The organism is Halomonas sp. AOP30-A1-24, from assembly GCF_052378165.1.
GTDB lineage: Bacteria > Pseudomonadota > Gammaproteobacteria > Pseudomonadales > Halomonadaceae > Vreelandella > Vreelandella citrativorans.
The window spans coordinates 1-22,236 of sequence record NZ_JBQSXL010000010.1 but is presented as its reverse complement, the minus strand read 5'-3'; the positions used below and the strand labels follow the sequence as shown (position 1 = coordinate 22,236).

The following is a 22,236-nucleotide window of genomic DNA, read 5'->3' as shown; positions in this document are numbered from 1 at the left end:
GTTTTCCTCGTCAGGCGGTGCTCATTAAAGCGCTTCACCGCGATAGGCTTCCTGGAGCAGTGAATCAATCGTCGCTTCGCCCGTGCCAATGGTGATGGCAGCACGCAGCTGGGCAGCGGCGCGGTCAGCCTCTTCAGCGCTACGCGCGTGAACGAAGGCTAGCGGCTGCTGGCTATCCACTTGGGTGCCCAGCTCGGCAATCGCACTAAAGCCCACGCTATGATCGATACTGGCGTCGTTACGCAGGCGGCCACCGCCCAGCTCGACCACGCTCATGCCCACAGCGCGGGTATCGATGCGCAGCACATTGCCCGACTGCTCGGCATATACGGGTTTGACCACGTTGGCTTTGGCAAGGTAGCTGTCAGAGCGCTCCATAAAGTCACCCGGGCCGCCCAGCTCACGTACCATGCGCGCGAATACTTCGGCTGCGGCACCTGAGGTCAGGGCTTTTTCAAGCTGGCTCAGAGCATCTTCACGGCTCTTGGCCAGTTTGCCCGCCATAAGCATTTCAACCGCCAGCTCACGCGTGACCTGCATTACGCGGCTGTTGGGACGCTCACCGCGTAGCAGTTCCAGCGTTTCGACGATTTCAACCGCGTTGCCTGCGCACGGTGCCAGCGGCTGGCTCATGTCAGTCAATAGGGCTGTCGTCGGCGTACCGGCCTGGGTGGCGACCGAGGCGATGCTTTTGGCAAGCTCGTGGGATTTTTCGGTGGTGGGCATAAACGCGCCACTGCCGACTTTGACATCCATGACCAGCGCATCAAGGCCGGAAGCAAGCTTCTTACCCAGAATGGACGCGGTGATTAGCGGAATGGACTCAACCGTAGCGGTAACGTCACGCACGCCGTAAATGCGCTTATCCGCCGGTGCCAGGTTGCCGGTCTGGCCGATGATCGCCACACCAGTGGACTTCACCACATCGCTGAAGCGCTCAGGAGCCGGGTAGGGGTCGTAGCCGGGGATCGACTCAAGCTTGTCCAGCGTACCGCCGGTGTGGCCAAGGCCACGGCCTGAAATCATCGGTACAAAGGCGCCACACGCCGCGACCCACGGGCCGAGTACCAGAGACACCAGATCACCCACGCCGCCGGTGGAGTGCTTATCGACCACTGGGCCGGGCAGGTTTAAGGAGTCCCACTGCATGACGTGGCCGGAGTCACGCGTGGCGGTGGTTAGGGCTACGACTTCCTCACGGCTCATGCCGTTAAGAAATACCGCCATGGTGAAGGCGCCAATCTGAGCATCGCTGATACGGTCATCGGCAATGCCCTGGACAAACGTTTTGATGTCCGCTGCTGCCAGCGGGTTGCCATCGCGTTTTTCGCGAATTAATTCCTGTGGGAGCATATTAGTAGCCTTCCTGTGGTGCTGCGCTTTCTACGCCGCCCAGTGTGTTTAATAAATTGGCTAAAAGACTCGATGCACCAAAGCGAAAATGTGCCGGTGTTATCCATGCACTGCCCATGATGTTGCTTGCCAGTGCCAAGTACTCAGCGGCTTCTTCTGTGGTGCGCACGCCGCCTGCGGCTTTAAAGCCCACGTCTTTACCGCTTGCTTTAATCGCGTTCAGCATAATTTCGGCGGCTTCCAGCGTGGCGTTGGTGGCCACTTTGCCGGTAGAGGTTTTAATAAAGTCGGCGCCGCCTTCAATAGCAAGCTCGCTAGCACGTTTGATAAGCGCTGGGTCTTTGAGTTCGCCTGACTCGATAATGACTTTTAACAGGGCCTGGTCTGCGCAGGCGGCTTTACACATTTCAACCAGCTCAAGGCCGGTTTCTTCGTCACCTGCCATCAGCGTGCGGTAGGGGAACACCACATCGACTTCGTGGGCGCCAGAGGCAACGGCATCGCGGGTTTCACGGGCAGCCGCCATAATGTCATCGCCGCCATTCGGGAAGTTGGTGACGGTCGCGATTTTTACCAGCTCGTTGAGTTTGTGGGCAGTTAGCGCACGCTGAGCGGTAACAATAAACTGCGGATAGACGCAAACGGCGGCCGGGTTGCCGTAAGGCGTTTTAAGCTGCTGGCAAAGCGCTTCAATCGTGCTGTCGGTGTCGCTGTCATTCAGGCTGGTCAAATCCATTAAGCTCAGCGCTTGGCGGGCGGCCTGGATGGCGTGGGGAGAGGCTGTCGCGGTCATTGGATTCTCACAAAATTGATAAAAGACAAAACGGGCACTGTGAGATCAAACAGCAGCGCCCGTTGCATGGTGTCGTACTCGCTGCGTTATGTCGTAATACTGCTCAGCGAGATGAAGAAGCCAGCGATAGTGGCTGACATTAAATTGGACAGTGTACCGGCCAGAACGGCTTTGCCCCCAAAGCGGGCAATTTCAGCGCGACGGCTCGGTGCAATACTGCCTAAACCGCCCAACAAAATAGCGATTGAGGACAGGTTGGCAAAGCCGCACAGGGCGAAAGACAAGAAGGCCGTGGTATGAGGCGTCATTAATTGACCCGTCGCGGCAACCACCTGCTCCCCATCAATGTAGGGGGCCAGGTTAATAAAAGCGACGAACTCATTAACCACTAGCTTCTGGCCAATAAAGGAGCCCGCAACGGTGGCTTCAGCCCATGGCACGCCCAGCATGAAAGCCAGCGGGGCAAACAGCCAGCCCAGGATCATTTCAAGGCTCAGCGACTCAAATCCAAACCAGCCGCCAACGCCTCCTAAAATACCGTTGATCAGTGCGATCAAGGCAATAAAGGCCAGCAGCATGGCGCCAACATTGGCCGCAAGCATCAGGCCAGAGGTAGCGCCTGAGGCAGCAGCATCCAGCACATTGGCGGGTTTGTTTTCCTGCTCTTGAAGCTCTTCCTCGACTTTAGAGATGCTGTCGCTGTCAGTCGCGTCCTGGGTTTCCGGCATGATCAGCTTGGCGAACAGCAGCCCCCCCGGGGCTGCCATAAACGACGCTGCGACCAGATACCCCATGGGAATGCCCAGCTGCGCGTAACCGGCAAGTACCGAACCCGCTACCGAAGCAAGGCCGCCGCACATAACGGCAAACAGCTGCGAGGGCGTCATGCGAGCAATAAACGGGCGTACCACCAGCGGCGCTTCGGTTTGGCCTACGAAGATATTGGCGGTCGCAGAAAGCGACTCCGTACGCGACGTGCCGAGCGCTTTTTGCAGCCCGCCACCCAGAATACGAATCACCCACTGCATGATGCCCATGTAGTAAAGCACGGCGATCAGCGAGGAGAAGAAGATAATGACCGGCAGGACCTTGATCGCGAAGATAAAGCCAACATTATCAACATCAGCCAGACCACCAAACAGAAAGCCAATACCGTCGTTGGCATAAACCAGTACCTGGCTTACTCCCATGGAAATGGTTTGCAAAAAGGTTTGTCCAAACGGCACATAGAGGACAAACGCCCCGATGGCTGCCTGGATACCAAAAGCGCCCAGCACGGTACGCAAGCGAATTGACTTACGGTCGTAAGAAAAAATCAGAGCGATGGCCACCAGAGTGACCATGCCAACCAAGCTCATAAGGAGGGTCATATGGGAATCCTTTGAGTCCGCTAAGGGGGCTCGTTTAAAGTAAGTTGAGCCTGCTTAAAGTATGTTGAGCTTGATAGAGTAAATCATCGCGTTTTGATAAGCATTCGGCGTGCCGAGCTTATTCTCCGAGTAGCGATACTGAACGCCCGTTGTGATCAAATCGCTGGGGTGCCACCAAAGGCTCAGCGCGCCGTTGGTGCCTACGCTTCCGGCTTTGCCACCTACATAGTTCTGTTCCAGGTAGTCACTGTCGCGGCCAAACGTTTGCTCGTGCCAGTTGGTGACGCTGAAGTTTTGATTAAGGGCGGCGAAGTCATAGCCCGCGACCCAGCCAGCCATGTAGCCGTTCATGCCAGTATAGCTTTCGCTCTGAACGCGTGCTGCGCCAATAAAGGGTTTAAACCATAAACCGTTGGCGAACGTGGTGCGGTAGCCCAGGCCCAGGATTTGGTCTTGTTCGCGGCTGTTATAGCCGTAGTCACGGAAGTCGTACACGTGGGCGTACAGCGACAGCGGGGTATCCCCCAGGTAAATGTGTGACGTTACCTTGCCTGCCGTGCGGAAGTTATCTTTACCGCCGCTTGATTCATCGAACTGGTCGTTGGTCGGGTTTTCGAAATCAAAGAAACCGTAGAACTCGCCCCAGCTAAAGCCCGCGCCGCCTTCTATCTCTACGTAGGTGAAGTCACTTTTTGCCGCGTTGGAGGCCGTGCGGCGCTCGGTACCGTTAGACCAGTCGAGGTAGTTAACCGAGACATTGGCAAAGGACCAAAGAGGTGTCGTCGGCTGGGGCGGCGCATCGGCAGCTATTGCCGGTGTTGCCAGTGCCAAGCCAGCGGCTAAAACGCCAACGCTGGTGGTGAATGAAAACGTACGCATTGAGATCGGAGCAGTCATGTAAGCCTCAAGAGGGGTTGCCACAGTTTGGCCGTCGTTAGAATTATGTGGGCTGGCGGAAATGTTATAATTATAACATTGCATGTTATTTTTTTAACGCCCATTTGCAATAAACTCACACCAACGCTTATTGGATGCTGCTACCGGGGTATCGCAGGAGGGCTTGCATGTTCCAGACGTTAAGCTTGCGGCTTTAATGTCACGGCCATAGGCTAAGCACGCCGTTGGGTAACAAGGGTCATGGCACCCGCCATGCACGACACATTATAAAGTGAATAATAACGGTAATGAGGAGACGCCTGGTATGAGCGACCGTAGCGCCCAGCGGTTGGCATTGCTTCAGGAAACGCTTGCCGGTGGTGGTACGTTGCATTTACGTGACGCCGCTAGTTTATGCGGTGTTTCAGAAATGACCATACGCCGCGACCTTTCAACGCAGCCTTCTGCGTTAACGCTGCTGGGCGGAAGGTTGGTAATGGCAAGTTACCCAAGTAACACTTCTGCGTACGATTTGGCGGAGCAGCAAGCCAACGACTATCCGTTAAAGCACTTGCTCTGCAAGCGGGCCGCAAGCTTTATTGAAGAGGGCGATACGCTGTTTATTGATTGCGGCTCAACGCTGGTGCCGCTTTTGGGGCAGCTGGGGAATTTTCATGAGCTAACGGTGGTGACCTATGCGTTAAATGTCGCCACGGCGGTATCGACGCTACCCAATGTGCGTTTGGTGCTATTGGGCGGGCTATTTTATGCGTCATCACAATCATTTGGCAGCGATGACATGCGCGCCGCCATTGAGCGTATCGGTATCAATAAGGCATTTATTTCCGCTGCTGGGGTTGATTGCACGCGAGGCGTTAGTTGTTTTCACTTTCATGAAGTAGCCCCCAAGCAGGCGGCTATTGCCTGTGCTTCGCAGCGCTTATTAGTAATCGACGCGAGTAAAATCGGCATGATTCGCCCCGCCTATTTCGCGTCATTGAACGATTTTGACATTGTTGTGACTAATGAGGGTGCTGCGCCCGCGTTATTTACCCATTTTACGGGGCGTGTGCTTACCCACCTTTCTGTTTCATCTACTTATGAACAACCGCGTTAAGAGGGTGCGGCTAGGTGCGTCAAATCGTCGCTTTGATTCGTTGCCTGGATCAAAGGAAGATACGCCGGTTAGAGCGGGCTTCCTTCATGTTAGGATGTCGGTTCAATCCGCTACCTGCTTCTAATCCCGGTAGCGCATGTTTTTCCCGGAGCACAGGCAGTACCTTTGGCAGAGTGTTTTGGGAAGAGTATGGGGTGTTAGTTAGCTGACATATGGCATATCGTTTGGCTTGCTGTTTGACGGCTAGTTTTGTAACGCAACTCTGACGAGATCGCACCATGCAACAACCTTCCTACTGGCGCAGGTCAGGCACTCTGGTGCTCATTGCGCTGTGCTTGCTGCTTGCAGGCTGTAGCTCGGCCTTGATGGACCCAAAAGGTGTCGTTGGTGAAACCCAGCGTTCACTGATCCTGAGTTCATTTGGCTTGATGCTGATCGTGGTCATCCCCGTTATTGTTATGACGATAGTGTTTGGCTGGTACTATCGCCGTAGCAATACGATGGCTGAATACCTTCCTGACTGGGCGCACTCTAACTGGATCGAGGGCATTGTTTGGCTAGTTCCTGTCGTAATTGTCGCTATTTTGGGCGTAATTACCTGGAAAAGTTCACACGACCTTGACCCCCATCGCGCACTTGAAAGTGATACACCTGAGCTTGAAATTCAGGTCGTGGCACTTGATTGGAAATGGCTGTTCATTTATCCCGAGCAAGGTATTGCAACGGTAAATGAAGTGGCATTCCCGGTTGATACGCCCGTCCGCTTCCGAGTGAGCTCCGGTTCGGTGATGAACTCTTTCTTCATTCCTCGACTAGGCAGCCAGATTTATGCCATGGCAGGAATGGATAATGACGTTTATCTCGAAGCTAATGAGATCGGTACCTATAGCGGTCGTTCGACCAACTATAGCGGTGCAGGTTTCTCTGGAATGATCTTCGATGCTCACGCGACATCAGATGAAGACTTTGATGCGTGGGTAGAAGAGGTTCGGCAGTCACCACAAACGCTGACCTACCCAGAAGGCTACTCACAATTGGCTGAGCGCTCTTCGTTCAACCCCGTTGAGTACTTCGCAAGTGTTACACCTGAGTTCTATGAGCGTCTGGTCTCCAGCTTCCGTACTGGCAGCGATCCTGAAACCGACACTCAAGATGCGCCTCGCGCACCAGCTATCGATAGCAATGAAGCCTATCAAACGACCGACAACCAAGCGAGTGGCGAGGCTGAAGAAGGCCAACCTGTGAGCAATGAGGCGGGAGAGTAACCGTGTTCGGTAAATTAACCCTAGAAGCAATTCCCCTTCACGAACCCATTCTGGTTCTTGCGGGTCTCGTGGGGATTCTAGGCGGCGCGGCATTGTTAGGCGCGCTGACCTATTTCCGTAAGTGGGGCTGGCTATGGAACGAGTGGTTCACCTCCGTTGACCATAAAAAGCTCGGTATCATGTATTTCATCGTGGCGCTTATCATGCTGCTGCGCGGTTTTGCTGATGCCTTGATGATGCGTGTGCAGCAGGCGGTCGCTGCAGGTGGTTCGATGGGCATTTTGCCGCCTGACCACTACGACCAGATCTTTACCGCCCACGGCGTTATCATGATCTTCTTCGTGGCCATGCCTATGGTTATCGGCCTGATGAACCTGGTTGTTCCGTTACAGATCGGTGCGCGCGATGTTGCGTTCCCGTTCCTGAACAACCTGAGTTTCTGGCTGTTCGCGGTTTCGGCGCTGCTGGTCAACATTTCTCTGTTCGTGGGTGAGTTCGCTACCACAGGTTGGTTGGCTTACGCGCCGTTATCGGGGATAGAGTACAGTCCTGGGGTAGGGGTCGATTACTGGATATGGGCGTTGCAGATATCCGGGATAGGTACCACGTTAACGGGTATTAACTTCTTCGTTACTATCCTGAAAATGCGTACCAAGGGCATGACTATGTTCCGCATGCCGATCTTTACCTGGACGTCGCTGTGCGCCAACGTACTGATCATTGCCTCTTTCCCGATTTTGACCGCTACTATTGCCATGCTGACGCTGGATCGTTACCTGGGGATGAATTTCTTCACGAACGATATGGGCGGCAACATGATGATGTACGTCAACCTTATCTGGGCGTGGGGTCACCCTGAGGTTTACATTCTGATTCTGCCGGCCTTCGGTGTGTTTTCAGAAGTTATCGCGACCTTTGCACGCAAGCGTCTGTTCGGTTACCACACCATGGTATGGGCAACGATCGCGATCACGATCCTGTCATTCATCGTTTGGTTGCACCACTTCTTTACCATGGGCGCAGGCGCCAACGTCAATGCCTTCTTCGGCATCATGACAATGATCATCGCCGTACCGACTGGGGTGAAAGTCTTTAACTGGCTGTTCACTATCTTCCGTGGACGCTTGGAAATGACCTCGCCGACGCTCTGGACGCTGGGTTTTATTATCACCTTCGTCCTCGGTGGTATGACAGGCGTTATGCTGGCGCTGCCGGCGGCAAACTTCGTGCTGCACAACAGTCTGTTCGTTATTGCCCACTTCCATAACGTTATCGTTGGTGGCGTGGTCTTCGGCATGATGGCGGGTCTGACCTACTGGTTCCCGAAAGCCTTTGGCTTCACGCTTGACGAGAAGTGGGGCAAGCGCTCGTTCTGGTTCTGGGTGTCAGGTTTCTACGTGGCATTCATGCCGCTATACGTACTGAGCTTCTACGGTGCTGTGCGCCGCATGAACTCATACCCGAACGCTGAGTGGCAGCCCTGGTTTATCGTTGCCTTGGTCGGTGCTCTGCTGATTGCTGCGGGTATCGCTTGTACGCTCATCCAGTTCTACGTAAGCGTGCGTAACCGCGATAAGTATGCGGACGTGACTGGCGACCCATGGGATGCTCGTACGTTGGAGTGGTCAACTTCATCGCCGCCCCCGTTCTACAACTTTGCGCGTCTGCCCGTCGTTGGTGATATCGACAGCTTCTGGTCACAAAAGCAGCGTGGCAACGAGCAGTTGGACAATGCGCCTTACACGGATATCCATATGCCGAGGAACACGGTGGCCGGACCTGTCATCAGTGTCTTTGCGATGATCTTTGGTTTCGCCATGGTATGGCACATCTGGTGGCTAGCTGGGTTCAGTGCAATCGGCATGCTGGTGAGCTTCCTGATGCGGGTATCTAACGACGATATCGATTACTACGTGCCAGCTGCAGAGGTCGAGCGAATCGAACGTGCTCATCAACAACGTGTGGAGGCCCAGGCGTAATGGCTACTGAATCCCTACATCACGATGCCCATGCTGAAGAGCATGAGCACCACGATGCCGGTCCTACCAAGGTATTTGGTTTCTGGGTCTACCTAATGAGCGACTTAGTGATCTTCGGAACACTATTCGCCACCTACGCCGTGCTCATGAGGGGCACGGCAGGCGGGCCGACCGGTGCGGATATTTTTGAACTACCTTTGATTCTCTTCGGCACCTTTGCACTGCTGATCAGTAGTTTCACCTTCGGCATGGGCGTTCTGGCAATGAATGCCAATCGCGTCGGCCAGGTGAAACTGTGGCTGGGCATTACGTTCGTGTTGGGCCTGATGTTCCTGGGCATGGAAATCTATGAGTTCCATCACTTTATCCATGAGGGATGGGGCCCGGATCGCAGCGCCTTCCTGTCAGCGTTCTTTACACTGGTAGGTACCCACGGTCTGCACGTAATGTTCGGTATGATCTGGATTCTGGTCATGCTGGTTCAGTTGTCGACTAAAGGTCTGAATGATAAAACGCGTCCGCGTATCCTGTGCTTGAGCTTGTTCTGGCACTTCCTGGATATCGTCTGGATCTGTGTCTTCTCCTTCGTCTACTTGATGGGAGTGCTGGTATGAGTTCTTCTAGCCAACCGTCCGGTCACGGCACCGTAAAGTCCTATGTAACGGGTCTTGTGCTGTCGTTAGTCCTGACTGTCATTCCATTTGGCGCGGTTATGCTGGGTTCGTTCAGCTTACCCGTGAACGTGGGAATCATCACTGTGACGGCCGTTTTACAGGTGCTGGTTCAGCTTGTGATGTTCATGCACTTGGACTTCAAGACTGAAGATGGCTGGAACATGCTTTCCTTCGTCTTTACGGTGCTGATTCTCGGCCTAGTGGTAGGAGGTTCGCTGTGGATCATGCAGCATCTACATCTCAACATGATGATCGGCTAACCAGCATGCCCAATCGGTGGCACGATCTGCTTGAGCTAACCAAGCCAGGAATCATTGGCGGCAATCTCATTGCCGCCCTTGGCGGCTACTTTCTAGCCGCGCACGGTGAATTCGATCTGGTGACGTTTGCTTCGGTCATGTTGGGGATCGCGTTAGTGATCGCCTCAGGCTGTGCCTGTAACAACGTGATTGATAGGGATATTGATGCTCTGATGGCGCGCACGCGCCATCGTCCTCTGGTTAGGGGAAGCGTCTCTATCACGCAAGCATTGGGCTTGTCGGCGTTTCTGGGTATCAGTGGTGTGGTCTGCCTGGCATTGGGCACCAACGGGTTGACGGTGGCCTTGGCTGTTATCGGATGGGGCGTGTATGTGGGGGTGTATAGCCTCTATATGAAGCGCAACTCCGAATACGGCACCGTGGTAGGTAGCTTGTCAGGCGCTATGCCGCCCGTGATTGGGTACTGCGCCGTGACGGGTACCTTTGACAGTGGGGCGATGGTTCTGCTGTTGATCTTCTGCCTCTGGCAGATGCCGCACTCCTATGCCATTGCGATTTTCCGCTATGCCGATTACCAGCGCGCTTCGATTCCCGTTCTGCCTGTTGTTCACGGGATCAAGCGCGCAAAGCATCACATCCTTGGCTACATTGTGGCGTTTATTCCCGCCTCATTGGCTTTGGTACTGGCGAGTCAGGCGGGTACTGGCTACCTGTGTGTCGCTCTGACCATGGGGGGCTACTGGCTCTACCTGGCTATCTGCGGCTACCGGCTGGATGATGATGTACGCTGGGCCAAACGCGTATTTGGTGTATCGATTTTGACCATCACCGCGATGAGCCTGGTGATTGTGTTGGAATCCATGGTGCCAATGTGGACGTGATTGATCCACGCCGCTAAATGGTTGAATTAGAAAAGCCCCGGGCAGTTAAACTGGCCGGGGTTTTTTCTTGTCTTAAAGCTTACTTATCATTTTATCATTGGTCGCACCTGCGAAGCTTATCAGGTGCGATGACGGGTTTACGCTTCTCGCTGGCTTGCCTGAATAGCGGTCAGCGCGATGGTGTAGACGATATCATCCACCAGCGCGCCTCGGGAAAGGTCATTCACTGGCTTGTTTAAGCCTTGCAGCATGGGGCCAACGCTGACTACGCGGGCACTACGCTGCACCGCTTTGTAGGTCGTATTGCCGGTATTCAGGTCCGGGAATACAAAGACGGTGGCGCGGCCCGCTACGGGCGAATCCGGCGCTTTCTGCTTACCCACGCTCTCAATGGCGGCTGCATCGTACTGAAGCGGGCCATCGATCAATAAGTGCGGGGCACGCTCTTTGGCGATGCGCGTAGCTTCACGCACTTTATCGACATCCGCACCGGTGCCTGAATCTCCCGTTGAGTAGCTGATCATGGCCACGCGCGGCTCAATGCCAAACGCTTCTGCGGAGCGGGCGCTTTGCAGGGCTATTTCAGCCAGCGTTTCGGCATCCGGGTCCGGGTTCACCGCACAATCGCCATACACCACTACCTGCTCGGGCAGCAGCATAAAGAAGATTGACGATACCTGGCTATATTCTGGCGCGGTTTTTATCAGCTGAAACGCCGGGCGCACGGTGTTAGCGGTGGTGTGGATAGCACCCGAGACAAGGCCATCGACTTCATCCAACTGAAGCATCATGGTGCCAAGCACCACGTTATCCTGTAGCTGGGCCTCAGCGGTGAGTTCGTTAAGCTTGCCACGCCGACGTTCTACCATGGGCGCAATATAGTGGGCACGCGTGCTTTCGGGGTCGATAATCGTCAACTCGTCGGGCAGTGCTAAACCGCGGTTACGCGCCACTTCCTCGATGTTCTCACGACTGCCCAACAGTACGCAGTTGGCAATGCCGCGCCGCTGACAAATAATGGCCGCCTCCACCGTGCGGGGTTCATCGCCTTCCGGCAGTACGATCCGTTTTTTTGCGTGCTGAGCCTGTTTGACCAACTGATAGCGAAACGCCGAAGGAGATAAGCGCCGTGCATAGCCGTGGCTTAACTTGTCTTTGAGCCATTCAAGGTCGATATGGGCAGCGACAAAGCGCGCCACCTGCTCGGCACGCTCGAAATCATCAACGGGGATTTCGCTGCTAAGCTGGCTCAAGTTTTGAGCCGTGGTCAGACTGTCGGTTTCAACCGCCAGCACGGGCAGGCCGGTTCTAAGCGCTGGGCGACACATCTCAATCATATTGTCGTTAGGCAAAAAACCGTTGGTCAGCAATATGCCCGCCAACTGAGTGCCGTTCATGGTAGCGAGGGCGGACGCCAGCACGACGTCGTCACGGTCGCCAGAAGCCACCACCAGACTGCCGGGTGTAAAGATATGCAGCGCATTCGCCGCGCTACGCGCACACAGGCTTGTCGACATTACCCGGCGGCTTGCCGCATCGCCTTCATTCAGCACCTTGGCACTTAGTGCCCGTGCCACGTCCAGCGTGCGGGGCGCATTGAGTGTTTTGCTGTAAGGCACGATGCCGATTAGGTGAAAACTGTCGGTGGCTAGTGACGGTGAATAGCCGCGAAGCTCGTTAAGCACCGACTCTTCAAGCTGCGGTTTAATGGTGCCCGGCGCTGCCGAAAGGTCATCTTCCTGGCCGTAAGGCAGGTTCTTCATGCGCATCAGGATGCCGCCCAACGTGCGGGTCGAGCTAACCCCGCCAAAGCTTCTGGCGTGCATATCCAGCTCTTCAGCAAGTGCCTGTGGCTCGTTTAAATCCCCGGTGCCCACCAGAATGATTCGGGCATTAAGTGCATGCGCCAGTTGAGCATTGGTTTGCGTCGCGTACGTGGTGTACTGGGTAGGCACTACGCCTTCCACTACGACTAAATCCAGCGCATTACCGTCCCGCTCAGCCTGTTGCATTACCTGCTCATAAAGCTCGACCACATTTTCCATTAGCTCATCGGTTTGGTCATCGCGCAGCAGGCGCTCCAGCCGGGCTTGTGAGATCGGCGAAGGCGGGCGCAGGTTGAGCGTGCGAGACACCAGTGCCGTTGAGCGATCAAGGCCCGGGCCGTTCAGCTCTTTTTGCATAAACGGCTTCAAAAACCCGGCTTTAAGGCCAATGGTGTCGAGCGCCTGAATCAAGCCTAAACAGGCTGAGGTTAATCCGGCCCCCATGCTTGTGGGCACCAGAAGAATGGCTTGAGGTTGAGAGGGGGACGAGCTCATGCTTGGGCCTCCAGGCATTGACGTGTTTCCATCGCGATACGGCCTTCTTCGTCGGTAGGAATAACCCAGGCTTCGGGACCCTGGTGATTTGCCCTGTCCAGCTTGCCCTCTTTACCGCGAATCATCACGTCATTGCTCGCCTCATCAAGGGCAAAGCCAAAGTGAGGCAGTAGGCTGATAACGCGGCTGCGTACAAGAGGAGAGTTCTCGCCGATGCCACCGGTAAAAATGACGCCATCAAGCGTCGGCAGTGCGCAAGAGAGAGCAGCAAGCGACTTAGCAATGCGGTAGCAAAATACATCCAGCGCCAGCATGGCGCCTTCATGACCCTGCTCTGCTGCTTCCTCGACTTCACGCATATCGTTGGTTAAGCCAGAAAGCCCCAATAGCCCGCTTTGCTTATTCAGCACGTCATCAATCTTGTCCAGCGACCAGCCTAACTGACGGTGTAGGTGGGCGTGCAAGCCCGGGTCGACATCGCCGCTGCGCGTGCCCATCACCAGGCCTTCTAGGGGGGTAAGCCCCATGCTGGTGTCCAGGCTTCGGTTATTCCAAACCGCTGCGGTTGAGCAGCCGTTACCCAAGTGGGCTGTTAACCAACCGCCCGCACCACGAGAGCTAAGCTCGGCAGCCCGCTGGCTAACAAAGGCGTGGCTCGTGCCATGGAATCCGTAGCGACGAATGCCGTGCTCAGCGTAGAGGCTCTCTGGCAGGGCATAGCGGTAAGCTTTTACTGGGAGGGTTTGGTGAAACGCGGTATCGAATACCGCAACCTGAGGTAGTGCTGGGAATATCTTTTGGGTAGCGCTGATGCCTGCCAGGTTGGCAGGGTTATGCAGAGGTGCCAACGCGGCGGTGGCCTTAATCGCACTGATAACATCACTATCAATCAAAGCGGCCTGAGTAAACTTCTCTCCGCCATGAACAATGCGATGCCCAATAGCGCCCGGAATGCGTCCTTCCAGGCTGTTTAAAATGGCGTTGAGCACTTGAGTATGGTCAGCATTGGGGAGTGCATGGCTAAAGCTTCCCCCCGCGCTATTTATTCCTTTTAAACGGGCATCGGCGCTGCCTAAGCGCTCTGCCAAGCCTGCTAAGCGCGGGGCATCAGGGGCCGGATCGATCAGTGCGTATTTAATAGAGGATGAACCACAATTAATAACCAGCACCGGTGCATTCATAAAGAATCTACCAAAAGAGTAAAGGTTTAGTTTGTACGTTAGTGTGACAGGCGGCAAGGGGCATTAACGTAGGCGGATATTTGTTTAGCCATTCGACTCAAATCCGGGCATGCTTGGCGGTTAACGTTCTTTTGCTGCCTGGAGCCTATGACTACGTCCTCGTTACCCAACCACCTGCCGCGCCACTTGGCCATTTTGCTGCTAATGACCGTTGGCACCATGTTCGCTGCCAACCATGTATCGGCCAGGCTTGCCTTTGATAACGGTACAGGGTTACTGCTGGCCGTATTAACGCGTTCCGGGGTAGCCTGTTTGATCCTGCTCGCCCTTGTGATCGTTCAGAAGAAACGCTTCTGGCTGCCTTCGGGCACCTGGCCCTGGCAACTGGTGGTAGGCCTTCTTATCACCATTCAAAGTGTCAGCCTTTATTCAGCGGTTGCGCGGCTTCCTGTTGTTATTGCGCTACTGTTGGTCAATACCTTCCCCATTCAGTTAGCACTATTGAGTTGGGCGCTGGGCGGGCCGCGTCCGTCGCTTCGCAGTTGCCTTATTATGGGGACCATTTTAATCGGGCTGTTGGTCGTGCTGGATATTCCAGCGTGGCTTTCCAGTGCTGACAGTATGGGGCCGGAATGGGTCGCCGGTATTGGATTTGGGTTGCTGGCTGCGTTCGTTTTCGCCTGCGCGCTATGGGTTACCGAGCACCGTTTATCTCAGGTAGGCAGCACGCTGCGCAGTCTTTTAACCATGCAAGCCGTGTTTTTCGCCATGGTAATCGGTGGGGCTTTAGGTGTCGTGCCAGGTGGTATGAGCCTACCTGACAATAGCCAAGGCTGGGTGGGGTTGGGGCTTTTGGCGCTGCTTTACGCCACCGCGTTCTCGACACTGTTTATTTTTGTGCCGCGCCTGGATATGGCCCGCAACGCCCCGGTCATGAATATCGAACCTGTCGCCTCTTTGGTGATCGGTTATTTCGTATTAGGGCAAACGCTAAGCCCTGGCCAGTTATTGGGTGGGGCGGTCGTGGTGGGTGGTATTGTCGCACTTAGCCTATCCAAAGGGCGGTAAACGTTGCGTTCTTTTCGGACATGTACCACAATGAAGTTGTGTAAGGAAACACTGTTTTTTAACGGAGGTACATGACGATGAAGATGACCGTATTATCACTCACTTCTGCGGCACTCTTGGTCGGCGCGGGTGCATTCGCTGCATCAGCCCAGGCACAGCAATCATTTGGTCACCCTGAAGGTTACGTGGCGGGCGACGCCATGTTTTGGAACCTTGATCCTGACCGCGGTTCCTCACGTAACGACGTAGGCCTGCGTTTGCGCGGTGGTGCGCAGTTCAATGATTACTTCGCGCTCGAAGGGCATCTGGGTACCGGTGGCTCCGATGGTGATACCAAGCTGGATTACCTGGTAGGTGCTTACGCAAAAGGCATCGCGCCTATTACCCCCAATGCACGCCTGTATGGTCTGATCGGTGTCACTGAAGTGGATTTCGACCACGACAGTGAAAGCGGTTTCTCCTATGGCGCGGGCGGTGAAATTGATGTCGCCAACAATCTGGCCATCAGCGCTGATTACATGCGTTATCTGGACAAGTCTGCCTACGATTTCGATGCGGCAAGCGTGGGCTTAAAATACCGTTTTTAATGATTAACGCTTAAAACGCGTTAGTGGTTTATCCAACCCCAGGGCCTTTTGGCTCTGGGGTTTTTTATGAATTTTTTCTGGGTAGCCAAGGGCACTACTAAATAACGCTAATAAAGCAGAAGGGTGGCTCATTGTTAGCTTGCTAATCATTTGCTAAAATGCGCTATTCCATTAAGCATCTGCTGGCCACAAGCGCTCTGCGCGTACGTAGAAGGCGCGCAAAACAAAGAGTAAAACTCCATGTCCCCTGATCAAAAATTCGCCCGCTGGGTGAAGGTGGCGCTGGCTGCCTTTGCACTGCTGTTTATCTATTTCTTGATAGCTGACAGCTTCATGCCCATGACGCCCGAGGCCAGGGTAATGCGCCCGGTTGCCCGTGTGGCACCAGAGCTCAGCGCGCCAGTGAAAGAAGTGACCGTGCGTGACCATCAACAGGTTGCCAAAGGCGATGTGCTGTTTCGTCTGGACCCCGAGCCCTTTCAGCTTGCCCTTGATCAAGCGCGGCTAAACCGTGAGCAGGCTGAGCGCGAAAACACGCGCCTTGAAGCGGAGCTTGCCGCCGCACGGGCGGTGCTGGCCTCTGCCCAGGCAACGGCTGAGGAGCGCAGCAGCGAGCGGCGCCGTGGCGAAGCCCTGGTGGGGCGGCAGAGTATTTCACGCCAGCAGTACGAGCAGCAGGTAGCGGCTGAGCATACCGCCCTGGCAGAAGTGGCTTCCGCCGAGGCGAACATACAGAGCCTGGAAGTACAGCTAGGCGAGAACGGAAATACCAACCTGCGCTTGCGCCAAGCCGACAACGCACTTGAGAAAGCGCAGTTGGACGTCGAACGTACCGAAGTGCGGGCGGCAGAGTCAGGCCAGGTGACGAACTTGCAGCTTCAGGTGGGCGACTATGTTCAGGCGGGGCAGCCAGTGATCGCACTGGTGACTCAGAAGATGGATATCGTTGCCGACTTCCGTGAAAAAAGCCTACGCCACGTACTGCCCAGCGACTCGGCTGCGGTGATCTTCGATGCCATGCCAGGGCATATCTTTGAAGGGCAGGTCAGTGCTTTTGATGCTGGCGTGCGGGAAGGGCAACTGACCGCTGATGGGCAACTGGCGGATATTCCTACCTCTGACCGCTGGGTGCGCGATGCGCAGCGCTTGCGTATTCATATTGTCCTCAACGAACCCATTGCTGCGCTGCTGCCAAGCGGCGCCCGGGCAACGGTGCAACTGCTACCGGGGGAACATGCGCTGGCGCATCCCTTTGCATGGCTACAAACGCATCTGATCAGCTGGCTACATTATGTCTACTGATGCGGGTTCTACTACTGCAGGGCCCGTTGATACAAAACCGGCGGATGCCAGCACGTGGTCAATCAGTCGCGCGCTGCGTAGTTTTTTTAAGCGCACGCCCCGCCGTAGCGGCGCTGGCCCAGAGGCACCTGCCTATCATCGCCTGAGTGAGAATGCCCTGCGCCAGTGTTTGCGGGTGGCCGGTGGCGGCACGCTCGGATTTATTATCAGTCAGTTAATGGGTTGGAACTACGGCGTCTTCTTTACCGTTTTTCCGATGTTTTTGCTGGGTATGGTGCCCATTCTGAATATCAGCATTATTCGCCAGTTTTTAGGTAACGTATCGGTGAATGCGCTGGAAGTCAGCCTGGTGGTCGGCCTGCTTAAACATATGCCGGTGGTGATGACGCTGGTCGTGTTGGGTATGTTCCTGTTTCGGTTTAGCCTGATGGCAAAAGGCCCGCTGTTTCTGTTTGGGGCCAATGGCGTATTAACCTTAAGCATTCTGCTGCATTTTGCGAGCTACCCCAGCGTCGATCTAGCGGATTTGTTGGCCTCCAATTTTGTGGCCAGCGTGCTCGCCGTGTTCATCGCCATGCTGATGTACACACTTTTCCCCGACGTTGAGCCCCGCCAACCGCCGCCCAAAAGCACCAAGACGAAAGCGCAGATGCGCCATGAAACGTTGATGGGCGGCATTACCGCGACACTTTCCTTTGTCGTTTTTCAGGTGTTTGACCTGCAGGGGTCGCTCTCGGCACAAATGGCGACCATTCTGGTGCTGTTCGCGATGGGGTATGCCGGTGCACGTGTATCCGCTCGCAAACGCGCCATCGGCACGCTGTTGGGGTGTAACCTGGCGCTGATAATGCAGCTTCTGCTTTATACGCAAAGCAACCACTTCCTGCTGGCGATTGTGCTTTATTGGTTGGGGCTATTGCTGTTTGGGCGCGAACACATACTTGAAGGCGGCGGTTCAGGTATCGGGTTTGGCGGGATGACCACTTTAGGCATTTTGTTTGGTCAATCTTTAGGCCCCAGCCAGGACCTTGTCTATAGCGCCCTGTACCGTTTTTCATCCATGAGTGTGGCGCTGGTAGTAACGCTACTCGTCATGGCTTGCCTGCATTATCTGCTTAATCTTTGGGAGCCTACGCGACTACCCGAAAGTTAGCGTAACACGTCGACAACAGGGGCTTTCAGGCCCCTGTTTGCGTTTAACCCTTGAGTTTTTAAACCGCTTTACACTTCCTGATACAGCTGGCTTCCCGTTTGGCGAAATTTCTCCGCCTGCTCTTCCATACCGCGCTTAACCGACTCCGCGTCGTTAGTGCTTTCTGGCGTGCGGTCGCGGTAGGTGTCGCGTACTTCCTGGCTAATCTTCATTGAGCAGAACTTGGGCCCGCACATGGAGCAAAAATGGGCGACCTTCGCGGAATCCTTGGGCAAAGTTTCGTCATGGAATTCCCGCGCGGTGTCTGGGTCTAGCCCTAGGTTGAACTGATCTTCCCAGCGAAATTCAAACCGCGCCTTGGAAAGCGCATTATCACGCCGCTGTGCTGCCGGGTGGCCCTTGGCGAGATCCGCCGCGTGGGCGGCAATTTTGTAGGTAATAATACCGGTCTTTACGTCATCTTTGTTGGGCAGGCCTAGGTGCTCTTTCGGCGTGACGTAGCAGAGCATGGCACATCCAAACCAGCCGATCATCGCGGCCCCAATGCCCGAGGTAATATGGTCGTAGCCTGGTGCGATATCCGTGACCAGCGGGCCGAGTGTGTAGAAGGGCGCTTCATCGCAGTACTCCAGCTGCTTGTCCATGTTCTCTTTCACAAGGTGCATGGGCACGTGGCCGGGGCCTTCAATCATTACCTGCACGTCGTGCTTCCAGGCAATGTGGGTCAGCTCACCCAGGGTTTTAAGCTCGGCCATCTGCGCTTCGTCGTTGGCATCGGCGATAGAACCTGGGCGCAGGCCGTCACCTAATGAGAACGCCACATCGTACTGCTTGCAGATCTCGCAGATTTCCTCGAAGTGGGTATACAGAAAGCTCTCCTGATGATGATACAAACACCATTTGGCCATGATCGAGCCGCCGCGCGAGACGATGCCCGTCACCCGGTTGGCGGTCAGCGGCACATAGCGCAGCAAAACGCCTGCGTGAATGGTGAAGTAATCCACACCCTGTTCGGCCTGCTCAATCAACGTATCACGAAACACCTCCCAGGTCAGGTTTTCGGCCACGCCGTTGACCTTCTCCAGCGCTTGATAAATGGGCACCGTACCGATAGGCACTGGCGAGTTACGCAAAATCCATTCGCGGGTTTCGTGAATGTTCTGCCCGGTGGAGAGATCCATGATGGTATCCGCGCCCCAGCGAATCCCCCAGGTCATTTTGTCGACTTCTTCTTCAATCGACGAGGTAACGGCCGAGTTGCCCAGGTTGCCGTTAATTTTGACCAGAAAGTTACGCCCGATAATCATCGGCTCGCTTTCGGGGTGATTGATGTTATTGGGGATAATCGCCCGCCCACGAGCAACTTCATCGCGCACAAACTCCGGCGTAATTTCTTCTGGGATGCTGGCGCCGAAGCTCTGGCCGCGATGCTGGTGGCCCAAAATTCGCTCCACCTCGGCATTGCCCAGCGCTTGGCGGCGTTGATTCTCGCGCAGGGCGATAAACTCCATTTCCGGCGTGATAATCCCTTGGCGGGCATAGTGCAACTGGGTAACGTTCTTGCCTTCTTTTGCCCGGCGCGGCGTGCGTTTCAAATCAAAGCGCAGCTGGGCCAGCATGGGGTCGTTGGCGCGGCGTTTGCCGTACTCAGACGTATGGCCTTCTAAAAACTCGGTGTCGTCGCGCTCCTCAATCCACGCCCGGCGAAGCGCGGGAAGCCCACGGCGTAGATCAATCTGAGCGTTGGGGTCGGTGTAGGGGCCAGAGGTGTCGTACACCAGCAGCGGCGGGTTATGTTCATCCACGCTAGTCGTTTTGGTCGGCGAGAGACTGATTTCCCGAAACGGCACGCGGATATCCGGGCGCGAGCCTTCAAGATACACCTTGCGTGAACCGGGTAGTGGGGAAATCGCGGCGGCATCGACCTGGGCGGTTTCGGCTAGAAAGCGGGCTGTCTTCTGGGTAACGGTTTTGTTCACGGTTATATCCTTGTTATTGGAATTAATGGGAAAGGTCTAGGCCCATCTGCCAGAAGTCGATTTCCAAACGCGTGGCATCGCGGAAAATTTTGCTGAGCTCATTAAAGCGGGCAGGGGGGACGTCGGCGAGGCGAGCATCCAGCCATTCAAGCTCGGCTTGCATGGCCGCCTGAAACTCCTCGCTTTCGTACATCGCTATCCAGGCATCGAACGGGTTATCGCCGCCACGCACTGTGGAGGATTGCGCGTTCAGCCAGTTGGCAATCTCGCCATAGCCCACCAGGCAAGGGGCAAGTGCCACGTGTAAATCCAGCAGGTCGCCACGGTTGCCGGTATCCAGCACGTAGCGGGTGTAGGCCATGGTCGCCCGAGCTTCTTGTAGCTCGGCAAGTGCCTCCTCGGAAATACCCCACTCGCTACAAAACCCCACGTGCAAGCCCAGTTCCACATCCACAATGGTTTTTAAACCTTCATGGGCTTGGCGCAAATCGGCAAGCGTAGGGCTTTTGTAGGCGGCCAACGCATAGGCGCGAGCGAAGTGAATCAGAAACAGATAATCCTGCTTCAGGTAGTGGCGAAATGACGCTTCAGGCAGCGTAGCGTTGCCCAGCTGGCGCACAAAGTCGTGCTCAATGTAGGCGCGCCAATCGTCATGGCAGGCAGTGGTTAAATCAGTAAAGCGGTAGCCCATACATCCTCCGGTGGTGGTGATCCGAAGGGCAGGCGAAAAGATCGAGGAAATGGCACGGAAGGGTGGCGAGCGATTGTGGGAGAGAGCTAGCCGGCGCCATCGCTTGATCCCTACGCCGGTACCCGCGCTACATCAAAAGCAGCGCATTAGCCGGATCAGGTTCAGCGGGACCAGCGCTTGGCAGCAAAATTGCTACGCCCTGCGCCATCTCAGCCGGATTCACCGGCACCCCGTCAAGCATTCAACTCAGCGAGTCTAGGTGGCGGTGGAGGGAGATGCAAGGGGGCGGACGACGGTGCTACGTGTTAATTTGAATTGATTATGACGATTAATACTCATCATTACAGCGTGATGCGATCAGGAAGTACTGACATTGACCACCGATAACAAAACGGGCTGGGAAGCTTTCTATTGCGCCAATCAAACGCGAGCCGCCTCACCGCTATTACGCCGCGCCTTGGGGGATGAGTGCTTAGCCAAAGGTAACGGCCATGCTATCGATTTAGGATGTGGAGGCGGCATTGAAACCGCACTACTGCTGACGTCAGGGTGGAAGGTCTTGGCGATCGACAAAGCGCCCAATGCCATTGCGCGAGTTGAAACACTAAAACCTAAATTACTCGGCGCTGATTTGACGGTGATGACGTCGTGTTTCGAGGAATTGAAAGGCCTGCCATCGTCTGCCCTGATCCACGCCGGGCTAAGCCTACCGTTCTGCGAGCCAACGTACTTTTCCATACTGTGGAACATGATCCTTTCAGCGCTTGAGCCGGGAGGGTTATTTGTCGGGCACCTCTTCGGTAACCGGCATGATTGGGCCAAGCATCCAACAATGAGCTTTCACTCGAAGGATGCAGTAGAAGCCCTTTGCGGCGGTTTAGAGATCGAGCTTTTTCGCGAAAGTGAAGGAGAGGGCGGGCTGGTAATGCATCACTGGCATCGGTTTGATCTTATCTTGAGAAAGCATGCGGTTTGATTGAACCGGCTTGTTTAAAGCAGCGGCTGCCACGTGCCTTGATTTACTACAGGTGTTGCCTCACTTCGGCAGTCGTTATCGCAGCATGGAGCCCTGTCCCCTGAAAGCGAGTGAAGAAGCGAACCCTATAGCAATACGTTTTCTCGGTGCGAAAGCTATAGTGTTTTACCCGCAAGGTGGCCCGGACCCTATCCATTAGCTTTATGGGGGTATCCCTTTGTATTTATCTTAGTATGTATTTGTATACAGTATTATTGAGAATGGCAAATCGTGCCAGCATGCGAATTTTGGATAGACAGCCAAAATTTGCTTTGCTATCAATAGAATCAATGAGGTAGATTCGATCTAAGCGGCTAGATAGTTCTAATGAGCGCGCTGGCGCATTCATTGAGGTTATGCAGCCGGGTATA

The 22,236-nt window shown here is 55.0% G+C and carries 21 protein-coding genes and 1 riboswitch; of the genes, 11 read left to right on the top strand and 10 right to left on the bottom strand.

The window, feature by feature from the left end:
* Positions 1-24: 24 nt before the first annotated feature.
* The 4 genes from deoA to ACT3TJ_RS07510 form a co-directional block, all read right to left on the bottom strand.
* Positions 25-1,353 carry a thymidine phosphorylase gene (gene deoA, locus ACT3TJ_RS07525; RefSeq protein WP_444622370.1) on the bottom strand — a complete coding sequence of 443 codons (1,329 nt, stop codon included), beginning with the start codon at positions 1,351-1,353 and terminating at the stop codon, positions 25-27.
* Between the two features lies 1 nt (position 1,354).
* Positions 1,355-2,146 carry a deoxyribose-phosphate aldolase gene (gene deoC, locus ACT3TJ_RS07520; protein WP_172118018.1) on the bottom strand — a complete coding sequence of 264 codons (792 nt, stop codon included), beginning with the start codon at positions 2,144-2,146 and terminating at the stop codon, positions 1,355-1,357.
* Positions 2,147-2,232: 86 nt separating this feature from the next.
* On the bottom strand, positions 2,233-3,516 hold the full coding sequence (locus tag ACT3TJ_RS07515) for a NupC/NupG family nucleoside CNT transporter (protein WP_444622371.1): 1,284 nt from the start codon (positions 3,514-3,516) through the stop codon (positions 2,233-2,235).
* A gap of 54 nt (positions 3,517-3,570) precedes the next feature.
* The gene (locus ACT3TJ_RS07510) at positions 3,571-4,413 is read right to left on the bottom strand and encodes an outer membrane protein OmpK (RefSeq protein ID WP_444622372.1); all 843 of its coding nucleotides are present in this window, start codon (positions 4,411-4,413) and stop codon (positions 3,571-3,573) included.
* Positions 4,414-4,717: 304 nt separating this feature from the next.
* Between ACT3TJ_RS07510 and ACT3TJ_RS07505 the strand changes: the two genes are divergently transcribed.
* The 6 genes from ACT3TJ_RS07505 (at position 4,718) to cyoE (ending at position 10,568) form a co-directional block, all read left to right on the top strand.
* Positions 4,718-5,509, top strand: a complete 792-nt coding sequence (locus ACT3TJ_RS07505) for a DeoR/GlpR family DNA-binding transcription regulator (protein ID WP_444622373.1) — start codon at positions 4,718-4,720, stop codon at positions 5,507-5,509.
* Between the two features lie 278 nt (positions 5,510-5,787).
* Positions 5,788-6,774 carry a ubiquinol oxidase subunit II gene (gene cyoA, locus ACT3TJ_RS07500; protein WP_193054003.1) on the top strand — a complete coding sequence of 329 codons (987 nt, stop codon included), beginning with the start codon at positions 5,788-5,790 and terminating at the stop codon, positions 6,772-6,774.
* 2 nt (positions 6,775-6,776) lie between these two features.
* Complete coding sequence (gene cyoB / locus ACT3TJ_RS07495) at positions 6,777-8,753, top strand: cytochrome o ubiquinol oxidase subunit I (RefSeq protein WP_193054004.1); 1,977 nt, start codon at positions 6,777-6,779, stop codon at positions 8,751-8,753.
* Entirely contained in the window at positions 8,753-9,367 is a 615-nt protein-coding gene (gene cyoC / locus ACT3TJ_RS07490; RefSeq protein WP_193054005.1) for a cytochrome o ubiquinol oxidase subunit III, read from the top strand. Before cyoB ends, cyoC begins: the two co-directional genes overlap by 1 nt.
* Positions 9,364-9,687 (top strand): cytochrome o ubiquinol oxidase subunit IV, encoded by a 324-nt coding sequence (gene cyoD / locus ACT3TJ_RS07485; protein WP_087108378.1) that lies wholly within the window; start codon positions 9,364-9,366, stop codon positions 9,685-9,687. Before cyoC ends, cyoD begins: the two co-directional genes overlap by 4 nt.
* Complete coding sequence (gene cyoE, locus ACT3TJ_RS07480; RefSeq protein ID WP_444622374.1) at positions 9,645-10,568, top strand: heme o synthase; 924 nt, start codon at positions 9,645-9,647, stop codon at positions 10,566-10,568. Before cyoD ends, cyoE begins: the two co-directional genes overlap by 43 nt.
* A 137-nt stretch (positions 10,569-10,705) precedes the next feature.
* On the opposite strand, the gene pta is transcribed toward cyoE, so the two are convergent.
* Positions 10,706-12,889 carry a phosphate acetyltransferase gene (gene pta, locus ACT3TJ_RS07475; RefSeq protein WP_441678420.1) on the bottom strand — a complete coding sequence of 728 codons (2,184 nt, stop codon included), beginning with the start codon at positions 12,887-12,889 and terminating at the stop codon, positions 10,706-10,708.
* Complete coding sequence (locus tag ACT3TJ_RS07470) at positions 12,886-14,070, bottom strand: acetate/propionate family kinase (RefSeq protein WP_444622375.1); 1,185 nt, start codon at positions 14,068-14,070, stop codon at positions 12,886-12,888. Before ACT3TJ_RS07470 ends, pta begins: the two co-directional genes overlap by 4 nt.
* Positions 14,071-14,217: 147 nt before the next feature.
* Here ACT3TJ_RS07470 and ACT3TJ_RS07465 point away from each other — a divergent pair, with 147 nt between their 5' ends.
* From ACT3TJ_RS07465 to ACT3TJ_RS07450, 4 genes are all read left to right on the top strand, one after another.
* On the top strand, positions 14,218-15,138 hold the full coding sequence (locus tag ACT3TJ_RS07465) for an EamA family transporter (protein ID WP_444622376.1): 921 nt from the start codon (positions 14,218-14,220) through the stop codon (positions 15,136-15,138).
* Positions 15,139-15,215: 77 nt separating this feature from the next.
* Positions 15,216-15,725, top strand: coding sequence for a porin family protein (locus ACT3TJ_RS07460; RefSeq protein ID WP_087105797.1), 510 nt, complete (start codon positions 15,216-15,218; stop codon positions 15,723-15,725).
* 240 nt (positions 15,726-15,965) lie between these two features.
* Complete coding sequence (locus ACT3TJ_RS07455) at positions 15,966-17,027, top strand: HlyD family secretion protein (protein ID WP_444622377.1); 1,062 nt, start codon at positions 15,966-15,968, stop codon at positions 17,025-17,027.
* Positions 17,017-18,180, top strand: a complete 1,164-nt coding sequence (locus ACT3TJ_RS07450) for a DUF2955 domain-containing protein (protein ID WP_444622378.1) — start codon at positions 17,017-17,019, stop codon at positions 18,178-18,180. Before ACT3TJ_RS07455 ends, ACT3TJ_RS07450 begins: the two co-directional genes overlap by 11 nt.
* 68 nt (positions 18,181-18,248) lie before the next feature.
* Here ACT3TJ_RS07450 and thiC read toward each other — a convergent pair whose 3' ends face one another.
* Complete coding sequence (thiC, locus tag ACT3TJ_RS07445; protein ID WP_444622379.1) at positions 18,249-20,159, bottom strand: phosphomethylpyrimidine synthase ThiC; 1,911 nt, start codon at positions 20,157-20,159, stop codon at positions 18,249-18,251.
* A 22-nt stretch (positions 20,160-20,181) separates the two neighbouring features.
* Positions 20,182-20,850: a thiaminase II gene (tenA, locus tag ACT3TJ_RS07440; RefSeq protein WP_444622380.1), complete on the bottom strand. Its 669-nt coding sequence runs from the start codon at positions 20,848-20,850 to the stop codon at positions 20,182-20,184.
* 90 nt (positions 20,851-20,940) lie between these two features.
* Positions 20,941-21,093: riboswitch (TPP riboswitch) on the bottom strand.
* 130 nt (positions 21,094-21,223) lie between these two features.
* Between tenA and ACT3TJ_RS07435 the strand changes: the two genes are divergently transcribed.
* Positions 21,224-21,826, top strand: a complete 603-nt coding sequence (locus tag ACT3TJ_RS07435) for a methyltransferase domain-containing protein (protein ID WP_444622381.1) — start codon at positions 21,224-21,226, stop codon at positions 21,824-21,826.
* Between the two features lie 46 nt (positions 21,827-21,872).
* Here ACT3TJ_RS07435 and ACT3TJ_RS07430 read toward each other — a convergent pair whose 3' ends face one another.
* Together ACT3TJ_RS07430 and ACT3TJ_RS07425 are read right to left on the bottom strand one after the other, a co-directional pair.
* A complete protein-coding gene (locus ACT3TJ_RS07430) occupies positions 21,873-22,022 on the bottom strand; it encodes a phage integrase N-terminal SAM-like domain-containing protein (RefSeq protein WP_444622382.1) in 150 nt (49 codons plus the stop codon).
* Between the two features lie 27 nt (positions 22,023-22,049).
* The coding region (locus ACT3TJ_RS07425; RefSeq protein WP_444622383.1) for a hypothetical protein at positions 22,050-22,236 on the bottom strand (187 nt) is incomplete at its 5' end.